Consider the following 24,647-nt stretch of genomic DNA (forward strand, 5'->3'; position numbering starts at 1 on the left):
AGTCCCCCTCACCCCAACCCCTCTCCCGCAAGGGGAGAGGGGCTTCTGCCAGAGATGGGAGAGGGTACTTAACTTCAGAACGTGAACTTCGCCTGCAGGCCGATCAGGTCGATGCCGTTCTTGTACTCCGCGGTCAGGTTGCCGCGGCCGGCTTCGGGACCGGTCAGGTCGTCGGTCAGGTTGACGGACGCCTTCGGCACGAAGACATGGGAGTAGGCGGCGTCGATGCGCAGGCTGTCGGTCACCTGATAACCGGCGCCCACCGACAGCCAGTAACGGTTCTGCTCCGGAATGCGGGGCGTGCGGAATTCGACGTCGACCGCACTCTTGTCGAAGGCGATGCCGCCGCGCAGCGTCAGCTTGTCGGTCACCTTGTAGGAGGTGCCCAGCGCGTAGTACCAGGTGTCCTTCCAGTGCTCTTCCGTGACCGAGGTGAGCGCCGGGTTGGCGATGTTGACGCGCAGTTCCTTGAAGCGCGACCAGTTGGTCCACTGCACGTCGGCCATCACCGCCCAGCGGTCGTTCACCTCGTGGTACAGGCCGATGGAGGCGATTTCCGGTGTGATCAGGTCGGCATTGGCGCTCTGGGAGGGCAGGGCGCCCGCCAGCGCCGGCGGCAGGCCGGTGAAGGAAATGTTGCCGGTCAGCGTGTGCTTGACCGCCGACCGGTAGCCGATGCCGATGCGCGTGCCCTTCACCGGCTCGATCAGGGCGCCCAACGAGACGCCCCAGCCCCAATCGTCGCCGTTCACGTCGCTCTTGACGTCCAGCGCGCCCGGACGGCCCAGCCGGCTGGCGCCGAAGTCGGACGACTGCGACAGCTTGGCCTTGGCGTATTGGATCTGCACGCCGCCGCCGATGGTGATCATCGGGTTGATCCGGTACGACACCGTCGGCACGAAGTTATAGGTGCGCAGGTCCGACCGGATGCCGTGATAGCGGCCGATCCAGCTGTCGCCGTAATCGGTGACGAGGCCCCAGGGGCCGTTGGCCGACAGGCCGACCTTCAGGTCGTCATTGATCGAATAGACGAAATAGCCGGCCGGGACGATGGCGTCCTGCGCGATGTCGCCGGGCGACGCGTTGCCGCTGATCGCGGTGCCGCCCAGCCGCCGGGCGCGGGTGGCGCTGGCGCTTTCGACCTTCGACTTCACGATGACGCCGGTGGCGGTCTGCACCGCCTCGATCCCCGTGACCAGGCCCATGGTCGCCGGATTGTAATACATGGAGCTGGCGTCGCCGTTGCCGCCGGCGGTCACGCCGGCAAAGGCGGTGCCCTGGCCCGATACGCTCTGCTCCTTCAACGCGAAACCGGCGGCGAACGACGTGGAGGCGGTCGCGATCGGTGCGGTCACCGCAAGGGCGGCAGCGGCGGTCATCAGGCGTGTCTTGAGCGTCATCGGAGACATGGTTCCTTCCCCAAATTGTGTTGTTGACGCAATGATACACAAACTGACGCTTACGTAAAGAGCCGCCCACCACTTTTTGTTGGCTGCACAAGCAGTGTTGCGGCCCTGCATCGGAAGCGGAAGTCGGCAAAGGGAAATAGCCGCAAGGCGGCACCACCGGCGGGAGAGGGGGCTCCGGCCGTGGCGCCGCCAGGCGGCGAAATTATCCAGTGATCTCAGTGGGAAAAAACGTGGGCGAAGCGCGGCGCGTCAGGCGATCCAGGCAACCGCGGCCGCGAAGATCTCGCGCAGGATGTTGTGCTCGTCGCTCCAAACCAGCTTTGCGGTGATGACGATGGAGGCGACGACCAGCATCGGACGGACGACTCGGGCGCCGTTGCGGATCACCATATGGGCGCCGAGCTGGGCGCCGACGTATTGCGCGACCCCCATCAGCAGCCCCACCGTCCACAGCACATGGCCGCCGACGATGAAGAACAGCAGCGAGGCGACGTTGCTGGTCAGGTTCAGCACCTTGGTGTGGGCGGTCGCCTTGCGCAGGTTGTGACCCAGCAGCGAGACGAAGGCGATGGCGAAGAAGGTGCCGGTGCCCGGCCCGAAGAAGCCGTCGTAGAAGCCGATGCCGGTGCCGATGCTGAGCGCGAAGGCATGCTCGCCGATGCGCTGGTGGGCATCGACGTCGCCGGCCTTGGGCGACAGCAGCAGATAGATGGCGATGCCGATCAGCAGGACCGGGATGACGTCGCGCAGGAAGCTGGCGTCGAGCATCTGCACCAGCGTGGCGCCGATGGCGGCGCCGATGAAGGTACAGACGATCATCGTGCGCATCGCCGCCGGATTGACCTCGCCGCGGCGGACGAACTTGATGGTGGCGGACAGCGACCCGAAGCTGGACTGCAGCTTGTTGGTGGCCAGCGCCTCGGCCGGCGACATGCCCGACGCCAGCAAGGCGGGGATTGTCAGCAGGCCGCCGCCGCCGGCGATCGAGTCGACGAAGCCGGCCAGCAGGCCGACGGCGAACAGGATGCCCAGCGACTCGGGCGTCAGAAGATCCATGATTTTGGGGAAGTCCAGGTAATCGGCCGGGCAATCGTCCAGCTCAGCCGGCGAGTGCGGCCCCGGTGGAAGCCTCGATGGCGGCGTTCAGCGCCCGGACCCCGGCGCCCGGACCCTGGGGGTGGCCCCAGACGGCGTTGACGACGGCCAGGAAATCGGCGCCGGCCGCGACCAGCGGGGCGCAGTTTTCGGCGGTGATGCCGCCGATGGCCACGCAGGGGACCTCCATCAGCTCCGACCACCAGCTCAGCAGTTCCGGCTCCGCCTTGTACTCGGCCGTCTTGGTGGCGGTGGGGAAGAAGGCGCCGAAGGCGACGTAGTCGGCCCCCTCCTCGCCGGCGATCATGGCGAGATGGCGGCTGTCATGGCAGGTGACGCCGACGATGGCGTCGTTGCCCATGATCTTGCGGGCGTCGCGATAGGGGGTGTCCTGCTGACCGACATGGACGCCGTCGCAGCCGGTCTCCCGCGCGAGGCGCGGATGGTCGTTGAGGATGAAGGCCACGTCACGCTCCTGCGCGATCGGGCGCAGCAGGTCGCAGGCGCGACGGATGTCGTCCTCGGAACAGTCCTTGAGGCGCAGCTGCACGCAGGCGACGTCGCCGGCATCCAGCGCTTCCCGAAGAAGCGGCGCGAACGCCGCCGGCTCCAGGGCCGGCGGCGTCACGAGGTACAGACGGCAGGCGGGAGGTTCCGCCTGCGCCGGCTTTCCCTTGGCCAAGTGTTACTCCCGGCCCTGGTAGATCTTCATGATCCGGTCGAGCAGCTTGAGGGCATCCTCGCGCGGGCGCTGGAAGGCGTTGCGGCCGATGATCGAGCCGTTGCCGCCGCCGTCACGGATGGCGCGGGCATCCTCGAACACCGCGTCCTCGCCCTTGGTGGCGCCGCCGGAGAAGACCACGATGCGGCGACCGTTGAAGGTGCACTGCATGATGTGCTTCACCCGCTCCGCCTGGGTGGCGATCGGGATGTTCTTGGACTCGTAGATCTTCTTGGCTTCGGCCTGCTCCAGCGTGGCCGACGGCAGCTTCACCTTGATGATGTGGGCGCCCAGCAGGGCGGCCATGTGGGCGGCATAGCCGATCACGTCGATGGCCAGCTCGCCGTCCTTGGTGACGGCGCCGCCGCGCGGGTAGGACCACAGCACGGTGGCGAGGCCGTAGGACTTCGCCTCCTTCGACAGCTCGCGGAACTCCTCGTACTGGGAGTACATGGCGTCGGAGCCGGGATAGATGGTGAAGCCGATGGCCGAGCAGCCGAGGCGCAGGGCGTCCTGGACCGAGGCGGTGACGGCCTGGTCGGCCGCTTCCTTCTGGGTGGACAGCGAGTTGGCGCTGTTCATCTTCAGGATCAGCGGGATCGAGCCGGCGAAGGTGCCGGCGCCGGCTTCCAGCGAGCCCAGGGGGGCGGCGTAGGCGTTGCAGCCCGCGTCGATGGCCAGCTGGTAGTGGTAGTGCGGGTCGTAACCGGCATCGTTCGGGCCGAAGCTGCGGGCGGGCCCGTGCTCGAAGCCCTGGTCGACCGGCAGGATCACCAGCTTGCCGGTGCCGCCGAGCTTGCCTTCCATCAGGATGCGGGCGAGGTTCGCCTTGGTGCCGGGATTGTCGCTCTCGTAGTTGGCGAGAATGTCTTTGACGCGGCGCGTGAGCTTCATTGTGGCTCTTCCCTGGGGCATTCTTGGAATGGCGCCGTATTAGCCCGTATTCGGCCGTTTTGCAACGGCGGGAGGGGCATAAAGCGGCCATTTGCCACGTCTGAACGGCCTAGGGCATGCGGAGTGGCCGGTCCCGCATGGTGGGTGCGGCCTTCACCAAGGAGTTAGGGCAGAAGGGTGTGCAGTGCGATGTACAACCCGTAGCCGGCACCGCCCAGCACCGCCCAGGCGCCCGCCGTCAATCCGATCCAGACCGCCAGCAGGCGGATGCCGCGCATCTTCTCCGGCCCGGCGCCGGGACCGGTGGCCCCCAGCCCGCTTCGGTCCGCCGGCCGGCCGCTTGCGGCGTGCCCCGGACGGCGAGGTTGCGCGATCGTCTGGTCCGGCGTGGTCAGCGAGGTGATGCTCATGGGCGGGTCATCCGGCATCGGAGGGAGGGTGTCGTGTCACAAAAATATCCTAACGCGACGGTACACCACCTTTGCGCGGCGAGGCTGTGCGAAAAAGCGGTAGTCCCGCCCTAACCTTGGTCGCGTGCCAGCCAGCCGCGCCATAGTGCCTCCAGCGACGGGCCGCGGTGCCGGCCCCGACCTTCGGCGGAGGATTGTGCGGCGAGGTCGAGGGCTGGCGGGCGGCGGGTCAGCAGCGTCGCGCCGCGCGCGGCGGCGATGGCGGCCAGCCGGCCCGCCATGTCGGGTCGGCCGGTGAACAGGACCAGCCGCAGCCCGGCCGCCAGCGCCCCCTGCGCCTCGCCGGCGCGGTCGCCGCAATCGAGCAGGCCGGCGACCTCCAGCCCCGGGTGAGCCTTGCGGACCCGCTCCACCACCCCGCGCAACCATAGGGCGCCGGCCGCGGGCGGGGCCATCAGCACGAGAGGCTTCCCGGTCGAGTCGGCGGCGGCGGCGGCGGCCAGCGCGTCGTCCAGGCCGCGAATCAGGATGGGGTGGATTGGCGGAGGGGCGGTCATCGGCGCATTGCGGCGGCGGGGGAGGGCGGCGGCGGGGGAGGGCGGCGCACTCTAGCCGCGACCGGAAGCGGCGGGAACGGGCGAATCGGAGATCCGGTCGGGCGTGATCTTGCGGTTGAGAGAATTGAGGCAGGTCAAACCCTATGATCGCGGTCCCGGAGTATGGTTGGTCACATCGGACCCAATCTCTGGGGACAGGGTGCCAGCGCGCCGGGTCCGTTTCATGGGAATTGATCCCCCGGGAATGCCGCGATGATGGAATACAAGGGTTACAAGGCCCAGATCGACTTCGACAACGAAGCGGGCGTCTTCGTCGGCGAGGTCATCAACACCCACGACGGCATCACCTTTTCCGGCCGGTCTGTGGACGAACTGCGCGAGTCCTTCCGCCGTGCGGTGGACGATTATCTCGACCTTTCCTGCGACATGGGCGGGGATGGGGAGCAGCCCTTTTCCGGCCGCCTCGCCATCCGCATCAACCCCATCCTGCACCGGGCCATCGCCGATTGCGCCGCGCGCGAGGGCAAGAGCCTGTCGGCCTGGATCGCCGAATGTCTCGGCCGCGCGGCCGGGGTGACGAAGGTGAAGGCGGGCTGAAGATTCGCAAAATGCGATGCCGATTGCCTGCGCCGATCCGGCGGCTTGGCATTTTGGCATTCAGGCTGCGGGCGGGGATTGCGCGCATGCGTTGAGATGCATGGGTATGTTCCTCTTGCCGAACTGGCATTGCGCTTGCTCATATCTCCCCAAAGGTTAAAGGGGGATTGCCTATGAGCGGACTGAAACTGACCCTGCGGACGAAGCTTTGGGCTCTGGTCGGGCTGGCCGGCGCCATCTGCATCGCGCTCGCCGCCTCGGCGCTGTGGCTGAACCAGCGCAGCACGCTGGAGGACCGCAAGGAGACGCTGCGCTCCGTCGTGCAGACCGCCCATGGGCTCGCCGCCGGCTACGATGCCGAGGTGAAGGCCGGACGCCTGACCCGCGAGCAGGCGTTCGAGCGGTTCAAGGCGAACATCAACACGATGTTCTACAACGGCAGGGACTATCTCTTCGTCCTCGGCACCGGCTATCAGGCGGTCATCCACCCGGTCCGCCCCGACGTGATCGGCAAGGACCAGCGTGACATGAAGGATGCCAACGGCGTCTTCTTCTCCCGCGAGATGGTCGACACCGCCCGCAACAAGGGCGAGGGCTTCGTCGGCTACAGCTATCCCAAGGCAGGCGGCGACCAGCCGCTGCCCAAGCTCAGCTACGTCAAGATGTTCGAGCCGTGGCAGGTGATCATCGGCACCGGCGTCTACATCGACGACCTGGACGCCCGCTTCATGCGCAGCCTGTGGACCATGGCGGCCATCGTCGGTGGGCTGGCGCTGCCGGTGGTGGCGCTGATCGCGCTGGTCGGCAACTCCATCAGCCGCCGCATCCGCCGCCTGTCCGACAGCATGCGCAGCCTCGCCGACGGCAACCTGTCGGCCGCCGTTCCCGAGACCGGCAGCGGCGACGAGCTGGGCGACATGGGCCGCGCCGTGGAGGTGTTCAAGCTGAACGCCGAGGCGAGCCGGCGCCTGGAGGCCGAGCAGGCCGAGGCCGCCCGCCGGGCCGAGGAGGACAAGCGGCAGGCGATGGACCGGCTGGCAGCCCGATTCGAAGGGACGGTCGGCGGCATGATCCGCTCGGTCTCCACCACCACCGATGCGCTGGGGCAGAAGGTGCGGGCGATGTCGCACGCGGCCGAACAGACCAGCCAGCTTGCCGGGCTCGTCGCCAGCGCCAGCGACGGCACCGCCGCCAACGTGCAGACCGTGGCCGCCGCGTCGGAACAGCTGTCCAGTTCCATCGTCGAGATCGGCCGGCAGGTGTCGGAGGCCAGCCGCGTCGCCAACGAGGCCGTCGGCATGGCGCAGGAGGCGACGGGCCGCATCGGCAGCCTGGCCGAGGCGGTGGACCGGATCGGCACGGTGGTCGGGCTGATCAACTCCATCGCCGGCCAGACCAACCTGCTGGCACTCAACGCCACCATCGAGGCGGCGCGGGCCGGCGAGGCGGGCAAGGGCTTCGCGGTGGTCGCCAGCGAGGTGAAGGCGCTGGCCAACCAGACGGCGAAGGCGACCGACGAGATCGGCGGCCAGATGAACGGCATCCAGTCGGTGACCGGTCTGGCGGTGACGGAGATCCAGAAGGTGTCCGCCGTCATCGAGCGGCTGAGCGCCATCGCCACGACGATTTCCGCCGCGGTGGACCAGCAGAACGCCGCCACCGCGGAGATCTCCCGCTCGGTCCAGCAGGCCGCGGCCGGAACGGGGGAGGTGTCGTCGAGCATCTCCGGCGTCACCGCCGCATCGGACGAGAGCGGCCGCACCGCCCGCGAACTGGTGGAGGCGCTGGGCAAGCTGTCCGACGAGGCCGCCGGGCTGAACGCCCAGGTTGGGACCTTCCTGGCGACGGTGCGGGCGGCGTGAGGCAAGGCGTCGGCTTGCGAATGCCCCCTCCCTAACCCTCCCCCGCGTTCCGCGGGAGAGGGGACTGCCGCCGCCCCGCGAATCTACCCTCTCCCGCGAAGCGGGGGAGGGAGGGACCCACGCGCCAGCGTGGGAGGGAGGGGGCCCCGAACCCCACCCAACAAAAAAGGCGCCTCCCTTGCGGAAGGCGCCCTTTTCTTGGTCCGGCGAGGCTTACTTGGCGTTCGCCATGGCGACGGCGGTGTCGCTCATGCGGTTGGAGAAGCCCCACTCGTTGTCGTACCAGGTCATGATGCGGACGAAGTTGCCGTCGATGACCTTGGTCTCGTTCAGCGCGAAGATCGAGCTGTTCGGGTCGTGGTTGAAGTCGGTCGAAACCAGATCTTCGGTGTAGGCGGCCAGCACGCCCTTCAGCGGGCCGTTGGCGGCATCGCTGATCGCCTTGGTGATCTCTTCCACCGAGGTGGCGCGCTTGGACGTGAACTTGAAGTCGACGACCGACACGTTCGGGGTCGGAACGCGCATGGCGGTGCCGTCCAGCTTGCCCTTCAGTTCCGGCAGCACCTTGCCGACGGCCTTGGCGGCGCCGGTGGAGGTCGGGATCATGTTCAGGGCCGCGGCGCGGGCGCGATGCAGGTCCTTGTGGTTGGTGTCGACGATCCGCTGGTCACCCGTGTAGGAGTGGATCGTGGTCATGAAGCCCTTCTCGATGCCCACCAGGTTGTGGAGGACATGGGCGACCGGCGCCAGGCAGTTGGTGGTGCAGGAGGCGTTCGAGACGATCTTGTGCTCGGCCGTCAGCTTGTCGTGGTTGACGCCGTAGACGACGGTGATGTCCTCGTCGGTGGCCGGGGCGGAGATCAGCACCTTCTCGGCGCCGGCTTCCAGATGCTTGGCGGCATCGGCGCGCTTGGTGAAGATGCCCGAGCATTCCATGGCGATCTGGACGCCCAGGTCCTTCCACGGCAGCTTGGCCGGGTCACGCTCCTGCACGACCTTGATGGAGTGGCCGTTGACGATCAGGACGCCGTCACCCGTCTCGATGGTGCCGGGGAAGCGGCCGTGGACGCTGTCGTACTTCAGCAGGTGCGCGTTGGCCTTCAGATCGGCCAGGTCGTTGATCGCCACGACCTCCACGTCCTTGCGGCCGCTCTCGTAGATGGCGCGCAGAACCAGACGGCCGATGCGGCCAAAACCGTTGATCGCTACCCGTACAGCCATGACTTCCTCCAGTTGGATATGGGGCGCCCGAATTCGGCTGGACGCCCCTTCGGCTTCTCTCAGAGACGCGCCTTAACGGCGTCCACGACCGCTTCGGCGGTGATGCCGAAGTGCTTGTACAGTTCCTGGTAGGGGGCCGATTCGCCGAAGCCGGCCATGCCGACGAAGGCGCCGTTCGCGCCCAGCCAGCGGTCCCAGCCCAGTCGGATCGCCGCCTCGACGCCGACGCGCACGCCGGAGCCCAGCACCGATGCCTTGTACGCATCGTCCTGACGCTCGAACAGTTCCCAACTCGGCATAGACACAACGGCGGTGCCGATGCCCTGGGCCTGCAGGGCCTTGCGGGCCTCCATCGCCAGCGAAACTTCCGAACCGGTGGCGAGGATGGTCGCCTTGCGCTCGCCCTCGGCCTCGGCCAGGACGTAAGCGCCGCGGGCGGCCAGGTTCTCGGCCGTATGCTCGGTGCGCAGGGTCGGCACGTTCTGGCGGGTCAGCGCCAGAACCGACGGGGCGCCGGTGGCCTCAAGCGCGATCTGCCAGCACTCGGCGGTCTCGACCGCGTCGGCCGGGCGCAGAACCAGCAGGTTCGGGATGGCGCGCAACGCCGCCAGATGTTCCACCGGCTGGTGGGTCGGGCCGTCCTCGCCGAGACCGATCGAGTCGTGGGTCATCACGAAGATGGTGCGCTGCTTCATCAGCGCGGCCAGACGGATCGACGGACGGCAATAGTCGGCGAACTGCATGAAGGTGCCGCCGTAGGGGATGACGCCGCCGTGCAGCGTCATGCCGTTCATCAGCGTCGCCATGCCGTGCTCGCGCACGCCGTAACGGACGTAACGGCCGGCGAACTCGCCCTTGCCCTTCACGTCGGCGGTGTTCTTGACCTTGGTGTTGTTCGACGGGGTCAGGTCGGCGGAGCCGCCGATCATCTCCGGGATCGCCGGGACCAGAACCTCGAGCGTGTTGCCCGACGCGACGCGGGTCGCCCAGCTCGGCTTGTCGGCGCTGACCTTCTCCTTGAACGCGACGATGGCGTCGGTCAGGGCGGAGGGAACGCCGCGGCCGAAGGCCTCGTCGAAGGCCTTGCCGGCGGCCTCGGTCAGGCCGGCGCGGCGGCCGGCCCAGGCGGCGTAGGCGTCGGTGCTGCGGGTGCCCGCGGCGCGCCAGGCGGCCAGAACCTCGTCGGGAACGACGAAGGCCTCATGGGTCCAGCCGATGGCCTCGCGGGTCGCGGCGACCTCGTCGGCGCCCAGCGGCGAGCCGTGGCAGCCGTGGGTGTTGGCCTTGTTCGGCGCGCCCTTGCCGATGATGGTGCGGCAGGCGATCAGCGTCGGCTTGTCGGTGGAGGTCCGGGCCTGGGCGATGGCCTTCGACACGGCGTCGGTGTCGTGGCCGTCGACGGCGATGGTGTTCCAGCCGTAGGAGCGGAAGCGCGCCTGGGTGTCGTCGGTGAAGCTGAGGTCGGTCGAGCCGTCGATGGAGATGTGGTTGTCGTCCCACAGCACGATCAGGCGGTTCAGCCCGAGATGGCCGGCCAGCGAGCAGGCCTCGTGGCTGACGCCCTCCATCAGGTCGCCGTCGGAGGCGATGACGTAGGTGTAGTGGTCGATCAGCTCGTCGCCGAAGCGGGCGTTGGTGATCCGCTCCGCCAGCGCCATGCCGACGGCGGTAGAGACGCCCTGGCCCAGCGGACCGGTGGTCATCTCGATGCCCAGGCTGGGATCGACTTCCGGGTGGCCGGGGGTCAGGCTGCCCAGCTGGCGGAAGTTCTTGATCTCGTCGATGGTCATCCGCTCGTAGCCGGTCAGGTAGGCCAGCGAGTAGATCAGCATCGAGCCGTGGCCGGCCGACAGCACGAAGCGGTCGCGGTCAGGCCAGGACGGGTTCTTCGGATCGAACTTCAGATATTGGGTGAAGAGGACCGTGGCGACGTCGGCCATGCCCATCGGCATGCCCGGGTGGCCGGACTTCGCGGCCTCGACCGCGTCCATGGAGAGCGCGCGGATCGCGCTGGCCATCGTGTGGAGGGAGGGCTGGGCGGAGGCAGCGGACATCTGGCGTTTCCTGCGGAATCGGGCGCGGTGCGGCGTCGGCAACGATGGTTGCGCGGTCGCCTTGACAAGGCGCCGCGAAACGGGCGCACCATGCAGAACCGCCGTCCGGAGGTCAACATGGGAATGGGGTAGGAAATGGTATGGCAGAGGCCCCTCTTCCGTGTGGGAGGCGCTCCGTCCGGCATTGTTTGGTCACTGTCGCATCCGCTGCGGCCTTCCGTCACGTCCCGGTACTCCGTATGGGCATTCGGTGGAAGACTCCGTCGTGACGGTTGACGCGGCCGCTGTGCCGGCCCAACTCTATCCGCTCCGAACAGCAGCGGCTCGGCTTGGCGGACAGCCGGTCGGGCTCCGCCTGCCCCATGAACATGACGTGCCCACAGGTCGAGGTTGACGTCCATGGATTCCCTGAAAGCCGCTCTCGACCGTCTCGGCCGCTCCGTGGACCGGCTGGAACATGCCGCTGCGGCGCGCGAGGAGCGGGTCGGCCGGCGCGAACAGGACCTGTCGCAGGCGCTGGAAACCGCGCGGGCAGATCGCGCGACCGCCCAGGCCACCGCCGAGGCGGTGTCCCAGCGGCTGGAGGTCGCCATCGCCCGGCTGCAACAAGTGCTGGAGAGCTGACGCCATGGCCCAGGTCGACATCGAAGTGAACGGCCGTTTCTATCGGATGCTGTGCGAGGACGGGCAGGAGGCGCGGCTGCGCGAACTGGCGGCTTACGTCGACGACCGGCTGCGCCGTCTGACCGGCGGCGGGCGCAGCGGGTCGGAGGCGCAGATGATGCTGATGACCTGCCTGGTGCTGGCCGACGAGCTGCAGGACGTGATGTCCAACAAGGGGATCGCCCCCGCCGTGGACGAGGTCGCGGTGGTCGGCGAACTCGATCGTGTGGCAAAACGCATCGAAGAGGTTGCCGCGCGGCTCGAGCGCGCCTAGATTGGTACACGGAAGGACCGCTGCCTGGTTCGACAGGCTGCAATAATCCCCAGGGCCGATAACCTTGATCTCTAGGGAGCTGTCCCTGTCCGGCCCATCGGGCCGGGTATATGGCGCCCACCTGCTCATGCAGGCCATGGAGGATAGGCACATGGCCACCGGCCGAGGCGGCACCTTCCACCCTTTTCTTCCCCTGCGCAGTCCGCGATGACCGATCCGCAAGCCAAGGACGCCGCCCGACGCGAGGCGCGCGTCCGGCGCGACGCCATCGCCGTTTCCGACCGCCCCGCCGCATCCGCCGCCGTGCGCGACCGCATCGCCGAACTGGCGCGCGGCGGTCATCTGCCGCGCGGCGACGCCGGGGGATATTGGCCGCTCGGCTCCGAACTCGACGCGCGGCCGGCTTTGCTCCATCTTAAACACCTTGGTCACTCCGTCGGGCTGCCGGTCTCTGGGCCGCGCGGCACCGCGCTGGTCTTCCGGGATTGGGATCCGGAGGCACCGATGTCGGCCGGCCGCTACGGCATCCACGAGCCGGAGGAGGGTCGTGCCGTGCTGCGCCCGTCGCTGCTGCTGGTGCCGATGCTGGCCTTCGACCGCGGCGGGCACCGGCTGGGCTATGGCGCCGGCTATTACGACCGGACGCTGGACAGCCTGCGGGCGGGTGGGGCGGTTCTGGCGGTGGGCGTGGCCTTCGCGGCGCAGGAAATGCCGGCGGTGCCGGTGGACGTGCATGACGAGCGGCTGGACTGGATCGTGACGGAGCGGGAAACGCTCCGCATTCGTAAGTGAGATTATCGGGAAGGTTGGGGCGATGCGGATTCTGTTCTTCGGCGACGTGGTGGGCCGGGCCGGGCGCGATGCGGTGCTGGCGCACATGCCGATGCTGCGCGAGCGGCTGGACCCCGACCTGACCGTTGTGAACGGCGAGAATTCCGCCGGCGGCTATGGCGTCACGGTCAAGATCGCCGAGGAGTTCTTCGCCGCCGGTATCGACGTGGTCACGCTGGGCAACCACACCTGGGACCAGAAGGAACTGGTCGGCACCATCGAGCAGCAGCCGCGCATCATCCGCCCGCTGAACTACCCGGAGGGCACGCCCGGCCGCGGATTCGTCCTGCTGCAGGCGCGCGGCGGGCGCAAGGTGCTGGTCATCAACGTGCTGCTCCGCCTGTTCATGGAGCCGATGGACGACCCCTTCGCCGCGGTGGACCGGGTGCTGAAGGCGCATCGCCTCGGGCCGGGGGGCGTGGATGCCGTGCTGGTCGACATGCATGGCGAGGCGACCAGCGAGAAGATGATCATGGGCCATTTCTGCGACGGCCGCGCCTCGCTGGTGGTGGGCACCCACAGCCATGTGCCGACGGCCGACCACATGGTGCTGCCGAAGGGGACCGCCTATCAGTCGGACGCCGGCATGTGCGGCGATTACGACAGCGCCATCGGCATGAAGAAGGAGGTGGCGCTGGCCAAGATGGTGCGAAAGCTGCCGACCGAGCGGCTGTCCCCGGCGGAAGGGGAGGGCACCGTCTGCGGCTGCTACGTCGAGACCGACGACCGCAGCGGGCTGGCTGTCCGCATCGAACCGTTGCGCATCGGCGGGCGGCTGAGCCAGACTTTGCCGGAACGGATGCAGTAGGGCGTTCACGGCTTAGGCCCGGCCGCGCCGCAATCTCGCCATATTGACTTTCTAATCCCGTGGGTGTCGTCTCCCGCGCCGAAAAGGTGCGGTGGGGCGGCAGACCTGTTACATGTGTCGTGCGCTCACCCCGCCCGATTGACCATCTTCCGTTTCGAGGCTCGTTCGACCCATGGCCGGTCATTCCCAGTTCAAGAACATCATGCACCGCAAGGGCGCGCAGGACGCCAAGCGGTCCAAGATCTTCAACAAGCTCGCCCGCGAGATCACCGTCGCCGCCAAGAGCGGCCTGCCGGACCCGGCGGCCAACCCGCGCCTGCGCGCCGCCATCCTGGCCGGACGCGCGCAGAACATGCCGCGCGACCGCATCGACCGCGCCATCAAGCAGGGTACGCCCGGCGGCGGCGACGACGCGAACTATGAAGAGGTGCGGTACGAGGGCTACGGTCCCGGCGGCGTCGCGCTGATCGTCGAGGCGCTGACCGACAACCGCAACCGCACCGCCGCGGAAGTGCGCTCCAGCTTCACCAAGTATGGCGGCAGCCTGGGCGAGACCAACTCGGTCAGCTTCATGTTCAGCCGCATCGGCGCGATCTATTACCCGGCCGCCGCGGCGGATGCCGACGCCGTGTTCGAGGTGGCGCTGGAGGCCGGTGCCGACAACGTCGAATCCGACGAGCAGGGGCATGAGGTCACCACGACCGTCGAGAACTTCGGCGCCGTGCGCGACGCGCTGGAGGCCAAGTTCGGCGGTGCGGAGAGCGCGCGGCTGACCTGGCGTCCGCTGAACACCGTCGCCCCGTCCGAGGATGCCGCGGCCAGCCTGCTGAAGCTGCTGGACGTGCTGGAGGACAACGACGACGTCCAGGTGGTCGAAGGCAACTTCGACATCTCCGACGAACTGATGCAGAAGCTGACTGCGTAACATCGACGCGGGTCTTGCAGGCGGAGTGCGGGTGCCGTGTTTGCGCGGGCAGGACGAACTGAGGCGGGGGTGCCCTCGCCGGTGCGGCTGCTGGGGATCGATCCCGGCCTGCGCCACACCGGCTGGGGCATCATCGACGTGGCGGGCAACCGCCTGAGCCACGTCGCCGACGGCGCGGTGCATTCCGACGACTCCTGCCCGCTGGCCGAGCGGCTGGTGCAGCTTCACGACGCCCTGTCTGCGGTGGTGGAGCGCTACCATCCCGACGAGGCGGCGGTGGAGGAGACCTTCGTCAACAGCAACGCGGTGTCCACCCTGAAGCTGGGGCAGGCCCGCGCCGTGGCGCTGCTGGTGCCGGCCCAGGCCGGGCTGGCGGTGGCGGAATACGCCAACAACATGGTCAAGAAGGCGGTCGTCGGCCAGGGCCGCGCCGAAAAGGCGCAGGTCCAGACGATGGTGCGCCTGCTGCTGCCCGGCTGCGAGATCGGCAGCCCCGACGCCGCCGACGCGCTGGCCGTGGCGATCTGCCACGCGCACCACCGCGCCAGCTGGACGATGTGGCGGAAGAACGCCGAACCGATGCGACAAACCCTCTCCCCCCCGGGGAGAGGGCAGGGTGAGGGGGACGCGCGGCGTGCCTCCCCCAAGACGCCACGCAACGCCTCCCCCTCACCCCGACCCTCTCCACGGGGGGGAGAGGGGGGGAACGCCCTTGAGCGAGTGGGGGACATGGCGCGGGTTGCGAAAACGAAGCCCACCGAATACATCACGGAACGCGCGCGCGACCTGCGGATGAATGCCACGGATGTGGAAAAGATCGTCTGGCAGAAGCTGCGCAATGCCCAGCTCGGTGCGAAATTCCGGCGGCAGGAGCCGATCCTTGGCTTCGTTGCCGACTTCGTCGCCCATGACCATCGCCTGATCATCGAACTGGACGGCGGCCAGCACGCCGAGCAGCGCGCCGCCCATGACGAAAGGCGCGCGCGCATGCTGGAGCAGGCCGGCTTCCGCATCCTGCGCTTCTGGAACACAGATGTGATCGACAACCTTGACGGCGTGCTGGAGACCATCCGCGCGCGTCTCGAAGAGACCCCCATTCTTCGCAGCCAGCCCTCGGGCCGGGAGTTCCCATGATCGCCAAGCTGACCGGCATCGTCGATTCCACCGGCACCGACTGGGTCGTGCTCGACGTGAACGGCGTCGGTTACCTGTTGTCCTGCTCCAACCGCACGCTGTCGCGTCTGGCGGTGGGGGAGCGGGCGTCGCTGGTGGTGGAGACCTTCATCCGCGAGGAACGCATCGTCCTGCACGGCTTCGGCGATCAGGCGGACCGGGAGTGGTTCAAGCTGCTGACCACCATCCAGGGCGTCGGCGCGCGGCTGGCGCTGTCGATCCTCGGCGTGCTCGACCCCGACCAGCTGACCCGCGCCATCGCGTCGCAGGACAAGACCGCGCTGGTGCGGGCCGACGGCGTCGGGCCGAAGGTGGCGGCGCGCATCCTCAACGAACTCAAGGACAAGGTCGGCAATCTGGCGCTCGGCCCCGCGGCGACCACGGGCGCGCCGGCCGGCAAGGGCGCCCCCGCCGCCGTTCCAGGCGCCAGCCCGGCGCTGGCCGATGCAGTGTCGGCGCTGGTCAATCTCGGCTATGGCCGGTCGGAGGCCTTCGGCGCGGTCGTCGCCGCCGGGCGGGTGCTGGGCGATGATGCCGGCGTGTCCGATCTGATCCGCCAGGGCCTCAAGGAACTGAGCCAATGAGCGACCCCAATTCCGACCGTCTGGTCCAGCCGGGCCAGGGCCACGGCGATTCGGCCGAGGCGTCGATCCGTCCGTTGACGCTCGCCGAGTTCATCGGCCAGCGGCAGGCGCGCGAGAACCTGTCGATCTTCATCCAGGCCGCCCGCTCCCGCAACGAGGCGCTGGACCATGTGCTGCTGTTCGGGCCGCCTGGCCTCGGCAAGACCACGCTGGCGCAGATCGTGGCGCGCGAGCTTGGGGTGGGCTTCCGCGCCACCTCCGGGCCGGTCATCGCGCGGGCCGGCGATCTGGCGGCGCTGCTGACCAACCTGCAGCCGCACGACGTCCTCTTCATCGACGAGATTCATCGCCTTAATCCCGCCGTGGAAGAGGTGCTCTATCCCGCCATGGAGGATTTCCAGCTCGACCTCATCATCGGCGAAGGCCCGTCGGCACGGTCCATCCGGATCGATCTGCCGCCCTTCACCCTTGTCGGCGCCACGACGCGCAGCGGCCTGATCACGCGCCCCTTGCGCGAACGCTTCGGCATTCCCGTGCGTCTGCAGTTCTACGAGCCGGACGAGCTTGAACTGATCGTGCGCCGCGCCGCCGGCGTGCTGGGCATGGGGATCACGCCGGAGGGCGCGCGCGAGATCGCCAACCGGTCGCGCGGCACGCCGCGCGTATCGGGGCGGCTGCTGCGCCGGGTGCGTGATTTCGCCGCAGTGGCCGGGGTGGAGGAAGTCGACAAGCGGGTCGCCGACGCCGCGCTGACCCGGCTCGAGGTCGACCGGCTGGGGCTGGACAGCATGGACCGCCGCTACCTGGGGCTGGTCGCCAACAATTATGGCGGCGGGCCGGTGGGCGTGGAGACGCTGGGCGCTGCCCTGGGCGAGCAGCGCGACGTGCTGGAGGAGGTGGTGGAACCCTACCTGATCCAGCAGGGCTTCCTGCAGCGCACGCCACGCGGGCGCATGCTGACCGACCAGGGCTTCCGCTATCTCGGGCTCAACCCGCCGTACGCGCCGATCCGGCAGCTCGATCTGCTGGACCGGGTTCCCGACCCCACGGAGGGGGACGGCGATGAGTGAGCGCGCCGCCTCGCTGTCCGGCTGGTTCGCGGAGGACGGGACACACCGTTATCCGTTGCGGGTCTATTACGAGGACACCGACGCCGGCGGCATCGTTTATCACGCCAACTACCTCCGCTTTGCGGAGCGGGCGCGGACGGAGATGCTGTACCTGATGGGCTTCCGTCAGAAGGAGATGGCGGAGGGCTCGAGCGATGTCACAGGTGTGTCATTTGCGGTACGGCGTCTGACCATCGATTTTGACGCCCCTGCCAAGCTGGAGGACACGCTTGAAGTGGAAACCCGAATCGTCGATATCCGCGGTGCCTCCTTCGCAGTTGCACAAGTCATCCGCCGCGACGGTCGCGTGCTGGCGCGCGCCGACCTGCAGCTGGTGACGATCAGCCAAGCCGGCAACCGCGCCGGGCGGGCCGTGCGCCTTCCCGATGCGGTGAAAGCGGCGATGGAGACACTGCATGCAAAGCAATCCTCTTCACTGCCTGCCTGACCGCTCGACCCTTTCCCTTCCACTCCCCGTGCCAACAGCGCAAACGCGAGATTGACTGCGATGGACGCCCTGCAAACCGCCCAACTGGCCGGCAACGCCGCCGCCACGACGGCACATGAGATCACCATCCTTGGCCTGTTCTGGCAGGCGGATGCGGTCGTCAAGATCGTGATGCTGATGCTCATCGTCGCCTCGGTCTGGTGCTGGGCGATCATCATCGAGAAGCTGATGCGCATCCGCCGCCTGAACGCCCAGGCCGACGCCTTCGAGGAGGCGTTCTGGTCCGGCGGTTCGCTGGATGCGCTGTACGACCGCATCGGCCAGTCGCCGGCTGACCCGATGGCCGCGACCTTCGCCGCCGGCATGCGCGAATGGCGCCACGCCGCCGACCGCGGCATCGCCGGCACCATGAAGGGCTCGCTGCAGCAGCGGGTGGAGCGGGTGATGGCGGTGACCATCGGCCGCGAGATGGCGCGGGCCGAACGCTACATGACCTTCCTGGCCTCGGTCGGCTCCACCGCCCCCTTCATCGGCCTGTTCGGCACGGTGTGGGGCATCATGAACTCCTTCACCTCCATCGCCGGATCGGGCAACACCAGCCTCGCCGTGGTGGCGCCCGGCATCGCCGAGGCGCTGTTCGCCACCGCGATGGGCCTGCTGGCCGCCATCCCGGCGGTGCTGTCCTACAACAAGTTCTCCACCGACCTCGGCCGCTACGCCGACCGGCTGGACACCTTCTCGGGCGAGTTCTCGGCGATCCTGTCCCGCCACCTCGAGGAGCGGGGAGCCGCCTGAACCATGGCCGGACAACTCGCAGGCAAATCCCACGGGCGCGGCAAGCGCCGGGGCTATCGCGCGATGGCCGAGATCAACATGACGCCGTTCATCGACGTCATGCTGGTCCTGCTGATCGTCTTCATGGTGGCCGCCCCGATGCTGACCGTCGGCGTGCCGGTCGACCTGCCCAAGACCAATGCCGCTCCGCTGGAGCAGCAGAAGGATCCGCTGTTCGTCACCGTGCAGACCGACGGCCGCGTCTTCGTGCAGGAGACGCCGGTCGATCTGGGCAACATGGTGCCGCTGCTGATCGCGGTGACCAACAACAACCCCGAAGCCCGCATCCTGGTCCGCGGCGATGCCAAGATCGCATACGGCAAGATGCTGGAGGTGATGGGCACCATGAGCGCTGCCGGCTTCAAGAAGGTCGGTCTGGTCGCCGAGATGCCGAACGGTCCGACCGCGTCCAGCGCGCGGGTCGGCGCACCCAAGCCGGCGCGTTGAGGCGGGCGGAACTCCCATGCGCAAGCCCCTGATCGCCTCGGCGGTGCTGCACGTCGCGCTGGTCGCGCTGATGGTGCTCGGCATGCCGCCCAGCGATCGCAAGCTCGAAATCGCCTCCTCGATCCCGATCGAGATCGTCGACGTCGGCGAGGTCACCGAGGCCGCCCGCGTCGAGAAGGGCGAACCGAAGCCGGCCGCCAACGCCGCGCCGCGTCCGCCCGTGCCCGAAGCGAAGCCGGCGCCGCCGGCGCCCGAGCCGCCGGACGAGGAGGACGAACCGCCCCCTCCGCCCCCGCCGCCTGCCAAGACGCCGGAGCCGCCGAAGGTCGCCCAGGTGCCGCCGCCCCCGCGCGAGCCGACGCCTCCGCCCAAGCCTGCTCCGACGCCCCCTCCGCCTCCGCCGCCACCCCCGCCGCCGCCGCCCCCGGATCCGGCGCCGTCGCCGACTCCGAAGCCGCCCGAGCCGCCCAAACCGGAACCGCCGAAGCCTGAGCCTCCGAAACCGGAGCCGCCCAAGCCCGAGCCGCCGAAGCACGAGCCGAAGCCGGAACCGAAGAAGCCCGAGCCTCCGAAGCCGGAACCGCCCAAACCGGAGCCGCCGAAGGCCGAGCCGAAAAAGCCGGAGCCGCCGAAGGAGCCGCCCAAGGAGGTCGCGAAAGCCGAGCCGGCGAAGGATGCCAAGGCCGAGGCGAAGAAGACGGACGCTCCCGCCAAGCAGCCGGAGAAGCCGTCGGCCAAGACCGACCCGCTGTCCGACCTGCTGTCGAACGTCGGGAAGATCAAGCCGTCGGACAACCCGAAGGCGGACGGCAAGGCATCGGCCAGCGCCAACAGCGACGCCAAGCCCAGCCAGAAGACCGCATCCGCGGCTCCGGCCGGGGCGGCGAAGGCGACGACCGGTCCCGACCGGCCGTTCAAGCCGTCCGGCCGCGCGCTGGACGCCATCCGCGGGCAGCTGAGCAAGAACTGGAACTTCGACAGCGGCCGCAAGGACGCGGCCTCGATGCAGATCGAGATCCACGTCGAGGTCGGCCGCGACCACAGCGTGGTCCGTGCCTGGATCGACGACAAGTACCGGTCGCGCTACATGAGCGACGCCGCCTTCCGCGCGTCGGCGGATGCCGCCGTGCGCGCGGTCAAGCGGTCGAGCCCGCTGGAGTTGCTGTCCAGCGAGTTCACGGCGGATACTTACGAAAGCTGGCGCTACATCGTGTTCAATTTCGACCCGAGGGACATGTTCTGACCATGACGACGAAGACGAGGCTTCTGTTGAAGCTGGCCGGGGCCACCGGCGCGCTTCTCCTCTCCCTCGGCGTTGCCGCTCCGCAGGAGGCGCGCGCCGAGTTGCGCATCGACATCACGCGGGGCGTGTCCGAACCGCTGCCCATCGCGATCACCAGCTTCGCCGGATCCGGCGGGCGCGATGCGCAGATGGGCGCCGACATCTCCAAGGTCATCTCCGACGACCTGGAGCGGTCCGGCCTGTTCAAGCCGCTGGACCCGCGCGGCTTCCTGCAGACCCCCGACCAGCTGCGCACGGGTGAGCCGCGCTACCAGGATTGGAAGGCGCTGGGCGCCCAGGCGCTGGTCGCCGGCAACACCACCACGGGCGCCGACGGCCGCATGAAGGTCGACTTCCGCCTGTGGGACGTCGCCGCCGGCCAGTACATGCAGGGGCTGAGCTACAGCGCCTCGCCGCAGGAATGGCGCCGCATCGCCCATATCGTGGCCGACGCCATCTACAAGCGCCTGACCGGCGAGGACGGCTATTTCGACACGCGCATCGTCTATGTGGCCGAATCCGGCCCGGCGAATTCGCGCAAGAAGCAGCTGGCCATCATGGACCAGGACAGCGCCAACCATCAGTTCCTGACCGACGGGCAGACGCTCGTCCTGACGCCGCGCTTCTCGCCGACGTCCCAGGAAATCACGTACATGTCGTACTTCAACAAGAAGCCGCGCGTGTACCTGTTCAACATCGACACCGGCCGCCAGGAGGTCCTGGGCGACTTCCCCGGCATGACCTTCGCCCCGCGCTTCTCGCCGGACGGCAACAAGGTCATCATGTCGATGGCCCAGAACGGCAACACCGACATCTACACGCTGGACCTGCGCACCCGCCGCCAGACGCAGCTGACCGACGCGCCGGGCATCGACACCGGTCCCAGCTATTCGCCGGACGGCCAGCGGATCGTCTTCGAATCGGACCGCGGCGGCACCCAGCAGCTCTACACCATGAGCGCCGACGGGTCGGGCGTGAAGCGGCTGACCTTCGGCGAGGGCCGCTACGGTACGCCGGTGTGGTCGCCGCGCGGCGACCTGATCGCATTCACGCGCCAGCGTGGTAGCAGCTTTGCAATCGGCGTAATCCGTCCGGATGGGACGGGAGAACGAATCCTGACCGAGTCGTTCCACGTCGAAGGCCCGACCTGGGCGCCGAACGGCCGTGTTCTCATGTTCTTCAAGGACTTGCCGTCGGGTGACGGCCGTGGCCGCAATGCCAAGCTGTACAGCATCGACATCACCGGCGCCAACGAGCGCCGCGTCAGCAGCCCGGTCGACGCGTCGGACCCCGCGTGGTCGCCCTTGATTCCCTAGTGGAGTAGCCCTATTTTGCGGCCACGCGAGAGCAATGCTCAAGACATAGGTCGGACGTCGTCTTTTCGTCGGGGCTTGGCGGAAAGAAGCGGTTCTCGCGCTGACTAAGGATCCGGCCAATCAACAAGTTTCGTTCAAGGGGTCCCTGAACATGCGTATGAAGTTCCTCGCTCTCGCCGCGGTCGCTCTGCTCGCCGCTTGCGAATCCACTCCGAACGACGCCGCCAACGGCGCGAACACCGGTGCCCAGCAGTCGTCGGTCCGTCCGGGCTCGGCGGAAGATTTCGTCGTCAACGTCGGCGACCGCGTCTTCTTCGGCCTGGACCGCTACGACCTGTCGCCGGAGGCTCGCGCCACCCTGGACCGCCAGGCCAAGTGGCTGCAGACCTACGGCTCGGTCACCGTCACCGTCGAGGGCCATGCCGACGAGCGCGGCACCCGCGAGTACAACCTGGCTCTCGGTGAGCGCCGTGCCAACTCGGTGAAGAACTACCTGGCCGCCAAGGGCATCACCCCGAACCGCGTCAATGTCGTGTCCTACGGCAAGGAGCGTCCGGCGGTGGTTGGCTCGAACGAGGCCGCTTGGTCGCAGAACCGCCGTGGCGTGACCGTCGTCAACTAATGACGCCGGTCCCCGCCTGACGGGGAATGGGATAAGGCGCCGCTGCCGGGCAACCGGTGCGGCGCCTTTTCTTTTGGCGCCAGAGATTTCCGGCATGGGCATAGGACGACGGCGGTTCTTTGCGCCGCCGCGAAACTTCTGCTAAACAGCGGCCATTGCGTCGCCTTTTTCGTTTGCCATGGTCGCCGCGGGTGTTTCCGCCCTCCGGCCTCAGATCTCCTCAGGATCCCACGCGCATGACCCACATCCGTCCCGTCGCCGCCCTGCTGCTGGGTGGCATGTTCGCGGCAAGCCCCGCACTGGCCCAGTCCAAGGGGCAGATCGAGCGGCTGCAATCGCTGGAAACGCAGGTCGCGGCGCTGGGCGGGCCGGTGGAGGTGGCGCAGCTGTCGCCCTCCGTCGCGGCGGATTTCGAGATCCGGCTGCAGAACCTGGAACGCTCGATGCAGGAGCTGACCGGCAAGTACGAGGAGTCGACCTACCAGATCACCCAGCTGCGCGAGCGCCTGGAGAAGATCAACGGCGACATCGATTTCCGCCTGAAGGACCTGGAGAAGGGCGGCGGCGCCATGGGGGGTGCGATGGGCGGTGCCATGGGTGGCGCGATGTCCGACGCCGCTCCGCCCAAGGCCGCCGCGAAGGCGGACGACAAGAAGCCTGCCGACAAGCCGACGCAGACCGCTGCCGCCAACCCGCCGTCCACCGCCGGGCTGTCGCCGGAAAAGCAGTATGAGCAGGCTTTCGAACTGCTGCGCAACTCCGATTACGACCGGGCGGAGAAGGCGCTGCAGGAGTTCATCGTCAAGAACAAGAGCCATGCCTATGCCGGCAATGCGCAGTACTGGCTGGGCGAGAGCTATTACGTCCGCAACAAGTATCCGGAAGCGGCCCAGGCCTTCGCCGAAGTGCTGTCCAAGTACCGCACCAACCCGAAGGCGGCGGATAGCCTGCTGAAGCTTGGCATGACGCTGCAGCAGATGAACAAGAAGTCGGATGCCTGCACCGCCTTCAGCCAATTGCTGACCAAGTTCCCCGAAGCCTCGGCCAGCGTGAAGCGCCGCGCCGACACGGAGCGCAAGCGCATCAATTGCCCGGCCTGATGGCCGGTGCGGGCACCGCGTGGGGCGACGCTGCCCCGGTGACCCCGGGGGAGTTCGCCCGCGCGATGGCGGCGCTGGACGGCTTCGAGCCGGCGCCTGCCGTGGCGGTCGGCCTGTCCGGCGGCGGCGACAGTCTGGCGCTGGTCCTGCTGCTGCGGCATTGGGTCGCAGAGCGGGGCGGCAGTCTGCTGGCGCTCACCGTCGATCATGGTCTGCGCGCCGAGTCCGCTACCGAGGCGGTGTCGGTTGGACAGGCGATGGCCGGGCTCGGCGTTTCCCACCGCATCCTTCGCTGGGAGGGTGACAAGCCGGCCGCCGGACTGCAGGCGGCGGCACGGACGGCGCGACACCGGCTGCTGGCCGATGCCTGCGTCGAGGCCGGCATTCTGCATCTGGCGCTGGCCCATCACCGCGACGATCAGGCGGAGACTGTGCTGCTGCGGCTGGCCCGCGGCTCCGGCACCGACGGGCTGGCGGGAATGGCGGCGGTGCGCGCCGACGGCGCCGTTCGGGTGATCCGTCCGCTGCTGGGCTTCTCCCATGGCCGGCTGCTGGCGACCTGCCACGCCGCCGAATTGGAGTGGATCGAGGATCCCTCCAACCACAACCCGCGCTTCGCCCGTGCCCGCCTGCGTGCCGCCCGCGATCTGCTGGGCGGGGAGGGGCTGGACGGCGACCGGCTGTGCGAGGTCGCCCGCCGGGCCGGTCGCGCCCGCGCCGCGCTGGAACAGGCGACCGCGGATTTGCTGGCGGAGACCGCGACCATCCATCCCGAAGGCTGGGTTACGCTGGCCCCGGCCCCGCTGCTGGCCGCGCCGGAAGAGATCGCGTTGCGGGGGCTGGCGCAGGCACTGGCGACGGTCGGCGGACCCGGCCCGGTGCGGGACGAGGCGTTGGACCGTCTGCTCGGCTTGCTGGCCGATGGGCAGGGCGGGACCTTGGGCGGATGCGTGGTGCGGATGCGCCGCGGTGCGGTCATGGTCGCGCGTGAACCGGCGGCGGTGGAACGGCGGCTGGTGCAGCCCGGCAGTCGCATCCTGTGGGATGGGCGCTTCGACCTGCGGGTGTCGAGCCGATGGGATCAGCCCGTCGAAGTCGCGGCACTTGGAGCCGCGGGATGGCGCAAAGGGGCGGGGCAGGGTGGGCATTCGGGATTGTCCGACCTGCCGGTTCCGGTGCGCGAATCGCTGCCAAGCCTTTGGTTGGGAACGGAAATGCTTGCCATACCGACGATCGGTGGCGCATACGGGGTCGACGCGGAAGGACAGGCCCCGATGGATCGCGCGAACTTCCGTCCAATTTCGCCGTTGGGAAGACCAGCTTTTACGGTTGTTTCGGACCGGCGCGGCATTATTTAATCTGGGAACGTGCCCGTAGGAGTCCGGGGTGCGGCCTTGTCGGCGCACCGCAT

The 24,647-nt window shown here is 68.4% G+C and carries 26 protein-coding genes, 1 other RNA gene and 1 pseudogene; 20 read left to right on the forward strand and 8 right to left on the reverse strand.

Annotated features, from left to right (window positions below; genetic code table 11):
* Positions 1-74: 74 nt before the first annotated feature.
* From ACWPKK_RS03310 to ACWPKK_RS03335, 6 genes are all read right to left on the reverse strand, one after another.
* Positions 75-1,400, reverse strand: coding sequence for an OmpP1/FadL family transporter (locus ACWPKK_RS03310; RefSeq protein ID WP_452001027.1), 1,326 nt, complete (start codon positions 1,398-1,400; stop codon positions 75-77).
* 258 nt (positions 1,401-1,658) lie between these two features.
* A complete protein-coding gene (locus ACWPKK_RS03315; protein WP_324867523.1) occupies positions 1,659-2,465 on the reverse strand; it encodes a TSUP family transporter in 807 nt (268 codons plus the stop codon).
* A 43-nt stretch (positions 2,466-2,508) separates the two neighbouring features.
* Entirely contained in the window at positions 2,509-3,186 is a 678-nt protein-coding gene (gene thiE, locus ACWPKK_RS03320; RefSeq protein WP_452001029.1) for a thiamine phosphate synthase, read from the reverse strand.
* Between the two features lie 3 nt (positions 3,187-3,189).
* Positions 3,190-4,119, reverse strand: a complete 930-nt coding sequence (locus tag ACWPKK_RS03325; protein WP_324867519.1) for a class I fructose-bisphosphate aldolase — start codon at positions 4,117-4,119, stop codon at positions 3,190-3,192.
* Between the two features lie 164 nt (positions 4,120-4,283).
* A complete protein-coding gene (locus ACWPKK_RS03330) occupies positions 4,284-4,529 on the reverse strand; it encodes a hypothetical protein (RefSeq protein WP_324867517.1) in 246 nt (81 codons plus the stop codon).
* A gap of 110 nt (positions 4,530-4,639) precedes the next feature.
* Positions 4,640-5,086, reverse strand: a complete 447-nt coding sequence (locus ACWPKK_RS03335) for a hypothetical protein (protein ID WP_452001031.1) — start codon at positions 5,084-5,086, stop codon at positions 4,640-4,642.
* A gap of 252 nt (positions 5,087-5,338) precedes the next feature.
* Here ACWPKK_RS03335 and ACWPKK_RS03340 point away from each other — a divergent pair, with 252 nt between their 5' ends.
* Positions 5,339-5,683 carry a type II toxin-antitoxin system HicB family antitoxin gene (locus ACWPKK_RS03340; protein ID WP_324867513.1) on the forward strand — a complete coding sequence of 115 codons (345 nt, stop codon included), beginning with the start codon at positions 5,339-5,341 and terminating at the stop codon, positions 5,681-5,683.
* Positions 5,684-5,856: 173 nt separating this feature from the next.
* The gene (locus ACWPKK_RS03345; protein WP_452001032.1) at positions 5,857-7,545 is read left to right on the forward strand and encodes a methyl-accepting chemotaxis protein; all 1,689 of its coding nucleotides are present in this window, start codon (positions 5,857-5,859) and stop codon (positions 7,543-7,545) included.
* Between the two features lie 213 nt (positions 7,546-7,758).
* On the opposite strand, the gene gap is transcribed toward ACWPKK_RS03345, so the two are convergent.
* Positions 7,759-8,766: a type I glyceraldehyde-3-phosphate dehydrogenase gene (gap, locus tag ACWPKK_RS03350; RefSeq protein ID WP_452001033.1), complete on the reverse strand. Its 1,008-nt coding sequence runs from the start codon at positions 8,764-8,766 to the stop codon at positions 7,759-7,761.
* A 59-nt stretch (positions 8,767-8,825) separates the two neighbouring features.
* Positions 8,826-10,820 (reverse strand): transketolase, encoded by a 1,995-nt coding sequence (tkt, locus tag ACWPKK_RS03355; protein ID WP_324865838.1) that lies wholly within the window; start codon positions 10,818-10,820, stop codon positions 8,826-8,828.
* Positions 10,821-11,219: 399 nt separating this feature from the next.
* Here tkt and ACWPKK_RS03360 point away from each other — a divergent pair, with 399 nt between their 5' ends.
* The 18 genes and pseudogenes from ACWPKK_RS03360 (at position 11,220) to tilS (ending at position 24,594) form a co-directional block, all read left to right on the forward strand.
* Entirely contained in the window at positions 11,220-11,444 is a 225-nt protein-coding gene (locus ACWPKK_RS03360) for a hypothetical protein (RefSeq protein ID WP_324865840.1), read from the forward strand.
* Between the two features lie 4 nt (positions 11,445-11,448).
* Positions 11,449-11,757: a cell division protein ZapA gene (locus ACWPKK_RS03365; protein ID WP_310114398.1), complete on the forward strand. Its 309-nt coding sequence runs from the start codon at positions 11,449-11,451 to the stop codon at positions 11,755-11,757.
* A 14-nt stretch (positions 11,758-11,771) separates the two neighbouring features.
* Positions 11,772-11,935: non-coding RNA, 6S RNA (gene ssrS, locus ACWPKK_RS03370), on the forward strand.
* Positions 11,936-11,964: 29 nt separating this feature from the next.
* Positions 11,965-12,549, forward strand: coding sequence for a 5-formyltetrahydrofolate cyclo-ligase (locus ACWPKK_RS03375; protein ID WP_452001036.1), 585 nt, complete (start codon positions 11,965-11,967; stop codon positions 12,547-12,549).
* A 22-nt stretch (positions 12,550-12,571) separates the two neighbouring features.
* Entirely contained in the window at positions 12,572-13,396 is an 825-nt protein-coding gene (locus ACWPKK_RS03380; RefSeq protein WP_324865844.1) for a TIGR00282 family metallophosphoesterase, read from the forward strand.
* A 172-nt stretch (positions 13,397-13,568) separates the two neighbouring features.
* The gene (locus ACWPKK_RS03385; RefSeq protein ID WP_310114392.1) at positions 13,569-14,321 is read left to right on the forward strand and encodes a YebC/PmpR family DNA-binding transcriptional regulator; all 753 of its coding nucleotides are present in this window, start codon (positions 13,569-13,571) and stop codon (positions 14,319-14,321) included.
* An 81-nt stretch (positions 14,322-14,402) separates the two neighbouring features.
* Positions 14,403-14,867, forward strand: a pseudogene (gene ruvC, locus ACWPKK_RS03390) (crossover junction endodeoxyribonuclease RuvC); the annotation flags it as partial.
* A 183-nt stretch (positions 14,868-15,050) separates the two neighbouring features.
* Positions 15,051-15,455 carry an endonuclease domain-containing protein gene (locus ACWPKK_RS03395; RefSeq protein ID WP_324865884.1) on the forward strand — a complete coding sequence of 135 codons (405 nt, stop codon included), beginning with the start codon at positions 15,051-15,053 and terminating at the stop codon, positions 15,453-15,455.
* On the forward strand, positions 15,452-16,078 hold the full coding sequence (gene ruvA / locus ACWPKK_RS03400) for a Holliday junction branch migration protein RuvA (protein WP_452001038.1): 627 nt from the start codon (positions 15,452-15,454) through the stop codon (positions 16,076-16,078). Before ACWPKK_RS03395 ends, ruvA begins: the two co-directional genes overlap by 4 nt.
* The gene (ruvB, locus tag ACWPKK_RS03405; protein ID WP_452001040.1) at positions 16,075-17,148 is read left to right on the forward strand and encodes a Holliday junction branch migration DNA helicase RuvB; all 1,074 of its coding nucleotides are present in this window, start codon (positions 16,075-16,077) and stop codon (positions 17,146-17,148) included. The genes ruvA and ruvB overlap by 4 nt, the downstream gene beginning before the upstream one ends.
* A complete protein-coding gene (locus tag ACWPKK_RS03410; protein ID WP_452001042.1) occupies positions 17,141-17,635 on the forward strand; it encodes a YbgC/FadM family acyl-CoA thioesterase in 495 nt (164 codons plus the stop codon). The genes ruvB and ACWPKK_RS03410 overlap by 8 nt, the downstream gene beginning before the upstream one ends.
* Before the next feature lie 60 nt (positions 17,636-17,695).
* The gene (gene tolQ / locus ACWPKK_RS03415) at positions 17,696-18,430 is read left to right on the forward strand and encodes a protein TolQ (protein ID WP_149223228.1); all 735 of its coding nucleotides are present in this window, start codon (positions 17,696-17,698) and stop codon (positions 18,428-18,430) included.
* 3 nt (positions 18,431-18,433) lie between these two features.
* Complete coding sequence (locus ACWPKK_RS03420) at positions 18,434-18,916, forward strand: ExbD/TolR family protein (protein WP_324865854.1); 483 nt, start codon at positions 18,434-18,436, stop codon at positions 18,914-18,916.
* A 16-nt stretch (positions 18,917-18,932) separates the two neighbouring features.
* The gene (locus tag ACWPKK_RS03425; protein ID WP_452001044.1) at positions 18,933-20,159 is read left to right on the forward strand and encodes a hypothetical protein; all 1,227 of its coding nucleotides are present in this window, start codon (positions 18,933-18,935) and stop codon (positions 20,157-20,159) included.
* Positions 20,160-20,161: 2 nt separating this feature from the next.
* Positions 20,162-21,514 carry a Tol-Pal system beta propeller repeat protein TolB gene (gene tolB / locus ACWPKK_RS03430; RefSeq protein WP_149223231.1) on the forward strand — a complete coding sequence of 451 codons (1,353 nt, stop codon included), beginning with the start codon at positions 20,162-20,164 and terminating at the stop codon, positions 21,512-21,514.
* A 151-nt stretch (positions 21,515-21,665) separates the two neighbouring features.
* On the forward strand, positions 21,666-22,136 hold the full coding sequence (pal, locus tag ACWPKK_RS03435) for a peptidoglycan-associated lipoprotein Pal (protein ID WP_044549598.1): 471 nt from the start codon (positions 21,666-21,668) through the stop codon (positions 22,134-22,136).
* A gap of 236 nt (positions 22,137-22,372) precedes the next feature.
* Positions 22,373-23,236 carry a tol-pal system protein YbgF gene (gene ybgF, locus ACWPKK_RS03440; RefSeq protein ID WP_452001046.1) on the forward strand — a complete coding sequence of 288 codons (864 nt, stop codon included), beginning with the start codon at positions 22,373-22,375 and terminating at the stop codon, positions 23,234-23,236.
* On the forward strand, positions 23,224-24,594 hold the full coding sequence (gene tilS / locus ACWPKK_RS03445) for a tRNA lysidine(34) synthetase TilS (protein WP_452001048.1): 1,371 nt from the start codon (positions 23,224-23,226) through the stop codon (positions 24,592-24,594). The genes ybgF and tilS overlap by 13 nt, the downstream gene beginning before the upstream one ends.
* Positions 24,595-24,647: the final 53 nt, after the last annotated feature.

Source organism: Azospirillum largimobile (assembly GCF_977007025.2).

Bases quoted from the DNA above. Each gene is read 5' to 3' on its own strand.
- ACWPKK_RS03395 (WP_324865884.1), top strand. From the start codon at position 15,051: ATGGCGCGGGTTGCGAAAACGAAGCCCACCGAATACATCACGGAACGC.
- ACWPKK_RS03360 (WP_324865840.1), top strand. From the start codon at position 11,220: ATGGATTCCCTGAAAGCCGCTCTCGACCGTCTCGGCCGCTCCGTGGAC.
- pal (WP_044549598.1), top strand. From the start codon at position 21,666: ATGCGTATGAAGTTCCTCGCTCTCGCCGCGGTCGCTCTGCTCGCCGCT.
- ACWPKK_RS03425 (WP_452001044.1), top strand. From the start codon at position 18,933: ATGCGCAAGCCCCTGATCGCCTCGGCGGTGCTGCACGTCGCGCTGGTC.
- ACWPKK_RS03335 (WP_452001031.1), bottom strand. From the start codon at position 5,086: ATGACCGCCCCTCCGCCAATCCACCCCATCCTGATTCGCGGCCTGGAC.
- ACWPKK_RS03380 (WP_324865844.1), top strand. From the start codon at position 12,572: ATGCGGATTCTGTTCTTCGGCGACGTGGTGGGCCGGGCCGGGCGCGAT.
- gap (WP_452001033.1), bottom strand. From the start codon at position 8,766: ATGGCTGTACGGGTAGCGATCAACGGTTTTGGCCGCATCGGCCGTCTG.
- tolQ (WP_149223228.1), top strand. From the start codon at position 17,696: ATGGACGCCCTGCAAACCGCCCAACTGGCCGGCAACGCCGCCGCCACG.
- ACWPKK_RS03330 (WP_324867517.1), bottom strand. From the start codon at position 4,529: ATGAGCATCACCTCGCTGACCACGCCGGACCAGACGATCGCGCAACCT.
- ACWPKK_RS03340 (WP_324867513.1), top strand. From the start codon at position 5,339: ATGATGGAATACAAGGGTTACAAGGCCCAGATCGACTTCGACAACGAA.
- ACWPKK_RS03420 (WP_324865854.1), top strand. From the start codon at position 18,434: ATGGCCGGACAACTCGCAGGCAAATCCCACGGGCGCGGCAAGCGCCGG.
- ruvB (WP_452001040.1), top strand. From the start codon at position 16,075: ATGAGCGACCCCAATTCCGACCGTCTGGTCCAGCCGGGCCAGGGCCAC.
- ACWPKK_RS03315 (WP_324867523.1), bottom strand. From the start codon at position 2,465: ATGGATCTTCTGACGCCCGAGTCGCTGGGCATCCTGTTCGCCGTCGGC.
- ACWPKK_RS03385 (WP_310114392.1), top strand. From the start codon at position 13,569: ATGGCCGGTCATTCCCAGTTCAAGAACATCATGCACCGCAAGGGCGCG.
- tkt (WP_324865838.1), bottom strand. From the start codon at position 10,820: ATGTCCGCTGCCTCCGCCCAGCCCTCCCTCCACACGATGGCCAGCGCG.
- ACWPKK_RS03345 (WP_452001032.1), top strand. From the start codon at position 5,857: ATGAGCGGACTGAAACTGACCCTGCGGACGAAGCTTTGGGCTCTGGTC.
- ACWPKK_RS03325 (WP_324867519.1), bottom strand. From the start codon at position 4,119: ATGAAGCTCACGCGCCGCGTCAAAGACATTCTCGCCAACTACGAGAGC.
- ACWPKK_RS03410 (WP_452001042.1), top strand. From the start codon at position 17,141: ATGAGTGAGCGCGCCGCCTCGCTGTCCGGCTGGTTCGCGGAGGACGGG.
- ybgF (WP_452001046.1), top strand. From the start codon at position 22,373: ATGACCCACATCCGTCCCGTCGCCGCCCTGCTGCTGGGTGGCATGTTC.
- ACWPKK_RS03375 (WP_452001036.1), top strand. From the start codon at position 11,965: ATGACCGATCCGCAAGCCAAGGACGCCGCCCGACGCGAGGCGCGCGTC.
- ruvA (WP_452001038.1), top strand. From the start codon at position 15,452: ATGATCGCCAAGCTGACCGGCATCGTCGATTCCACCGGCACCGACTGG.
- tolB (WP_149223231.1), top strand. From the start codon at position 20,162: ATGACGACGAAGACGAGGCTTCTGTTGAAGCTGGCCGGGGCCACCGGC.
- ACWPKK_RS03365 (WP_310114398.1), top strand. From the start codon at position 11,449: ATGGCCCAGGTCGACATCGAAGTGAACGGCCGTTTCTATCGGATGCTG.
- ACWPKK_RS03310 (WP_452001027.1), bottom strand. From the start codon at position 1,400: ATGACGCTCAAGACACGCCTGATGACCGCCGCTGCCGCCCTTGCGGTG.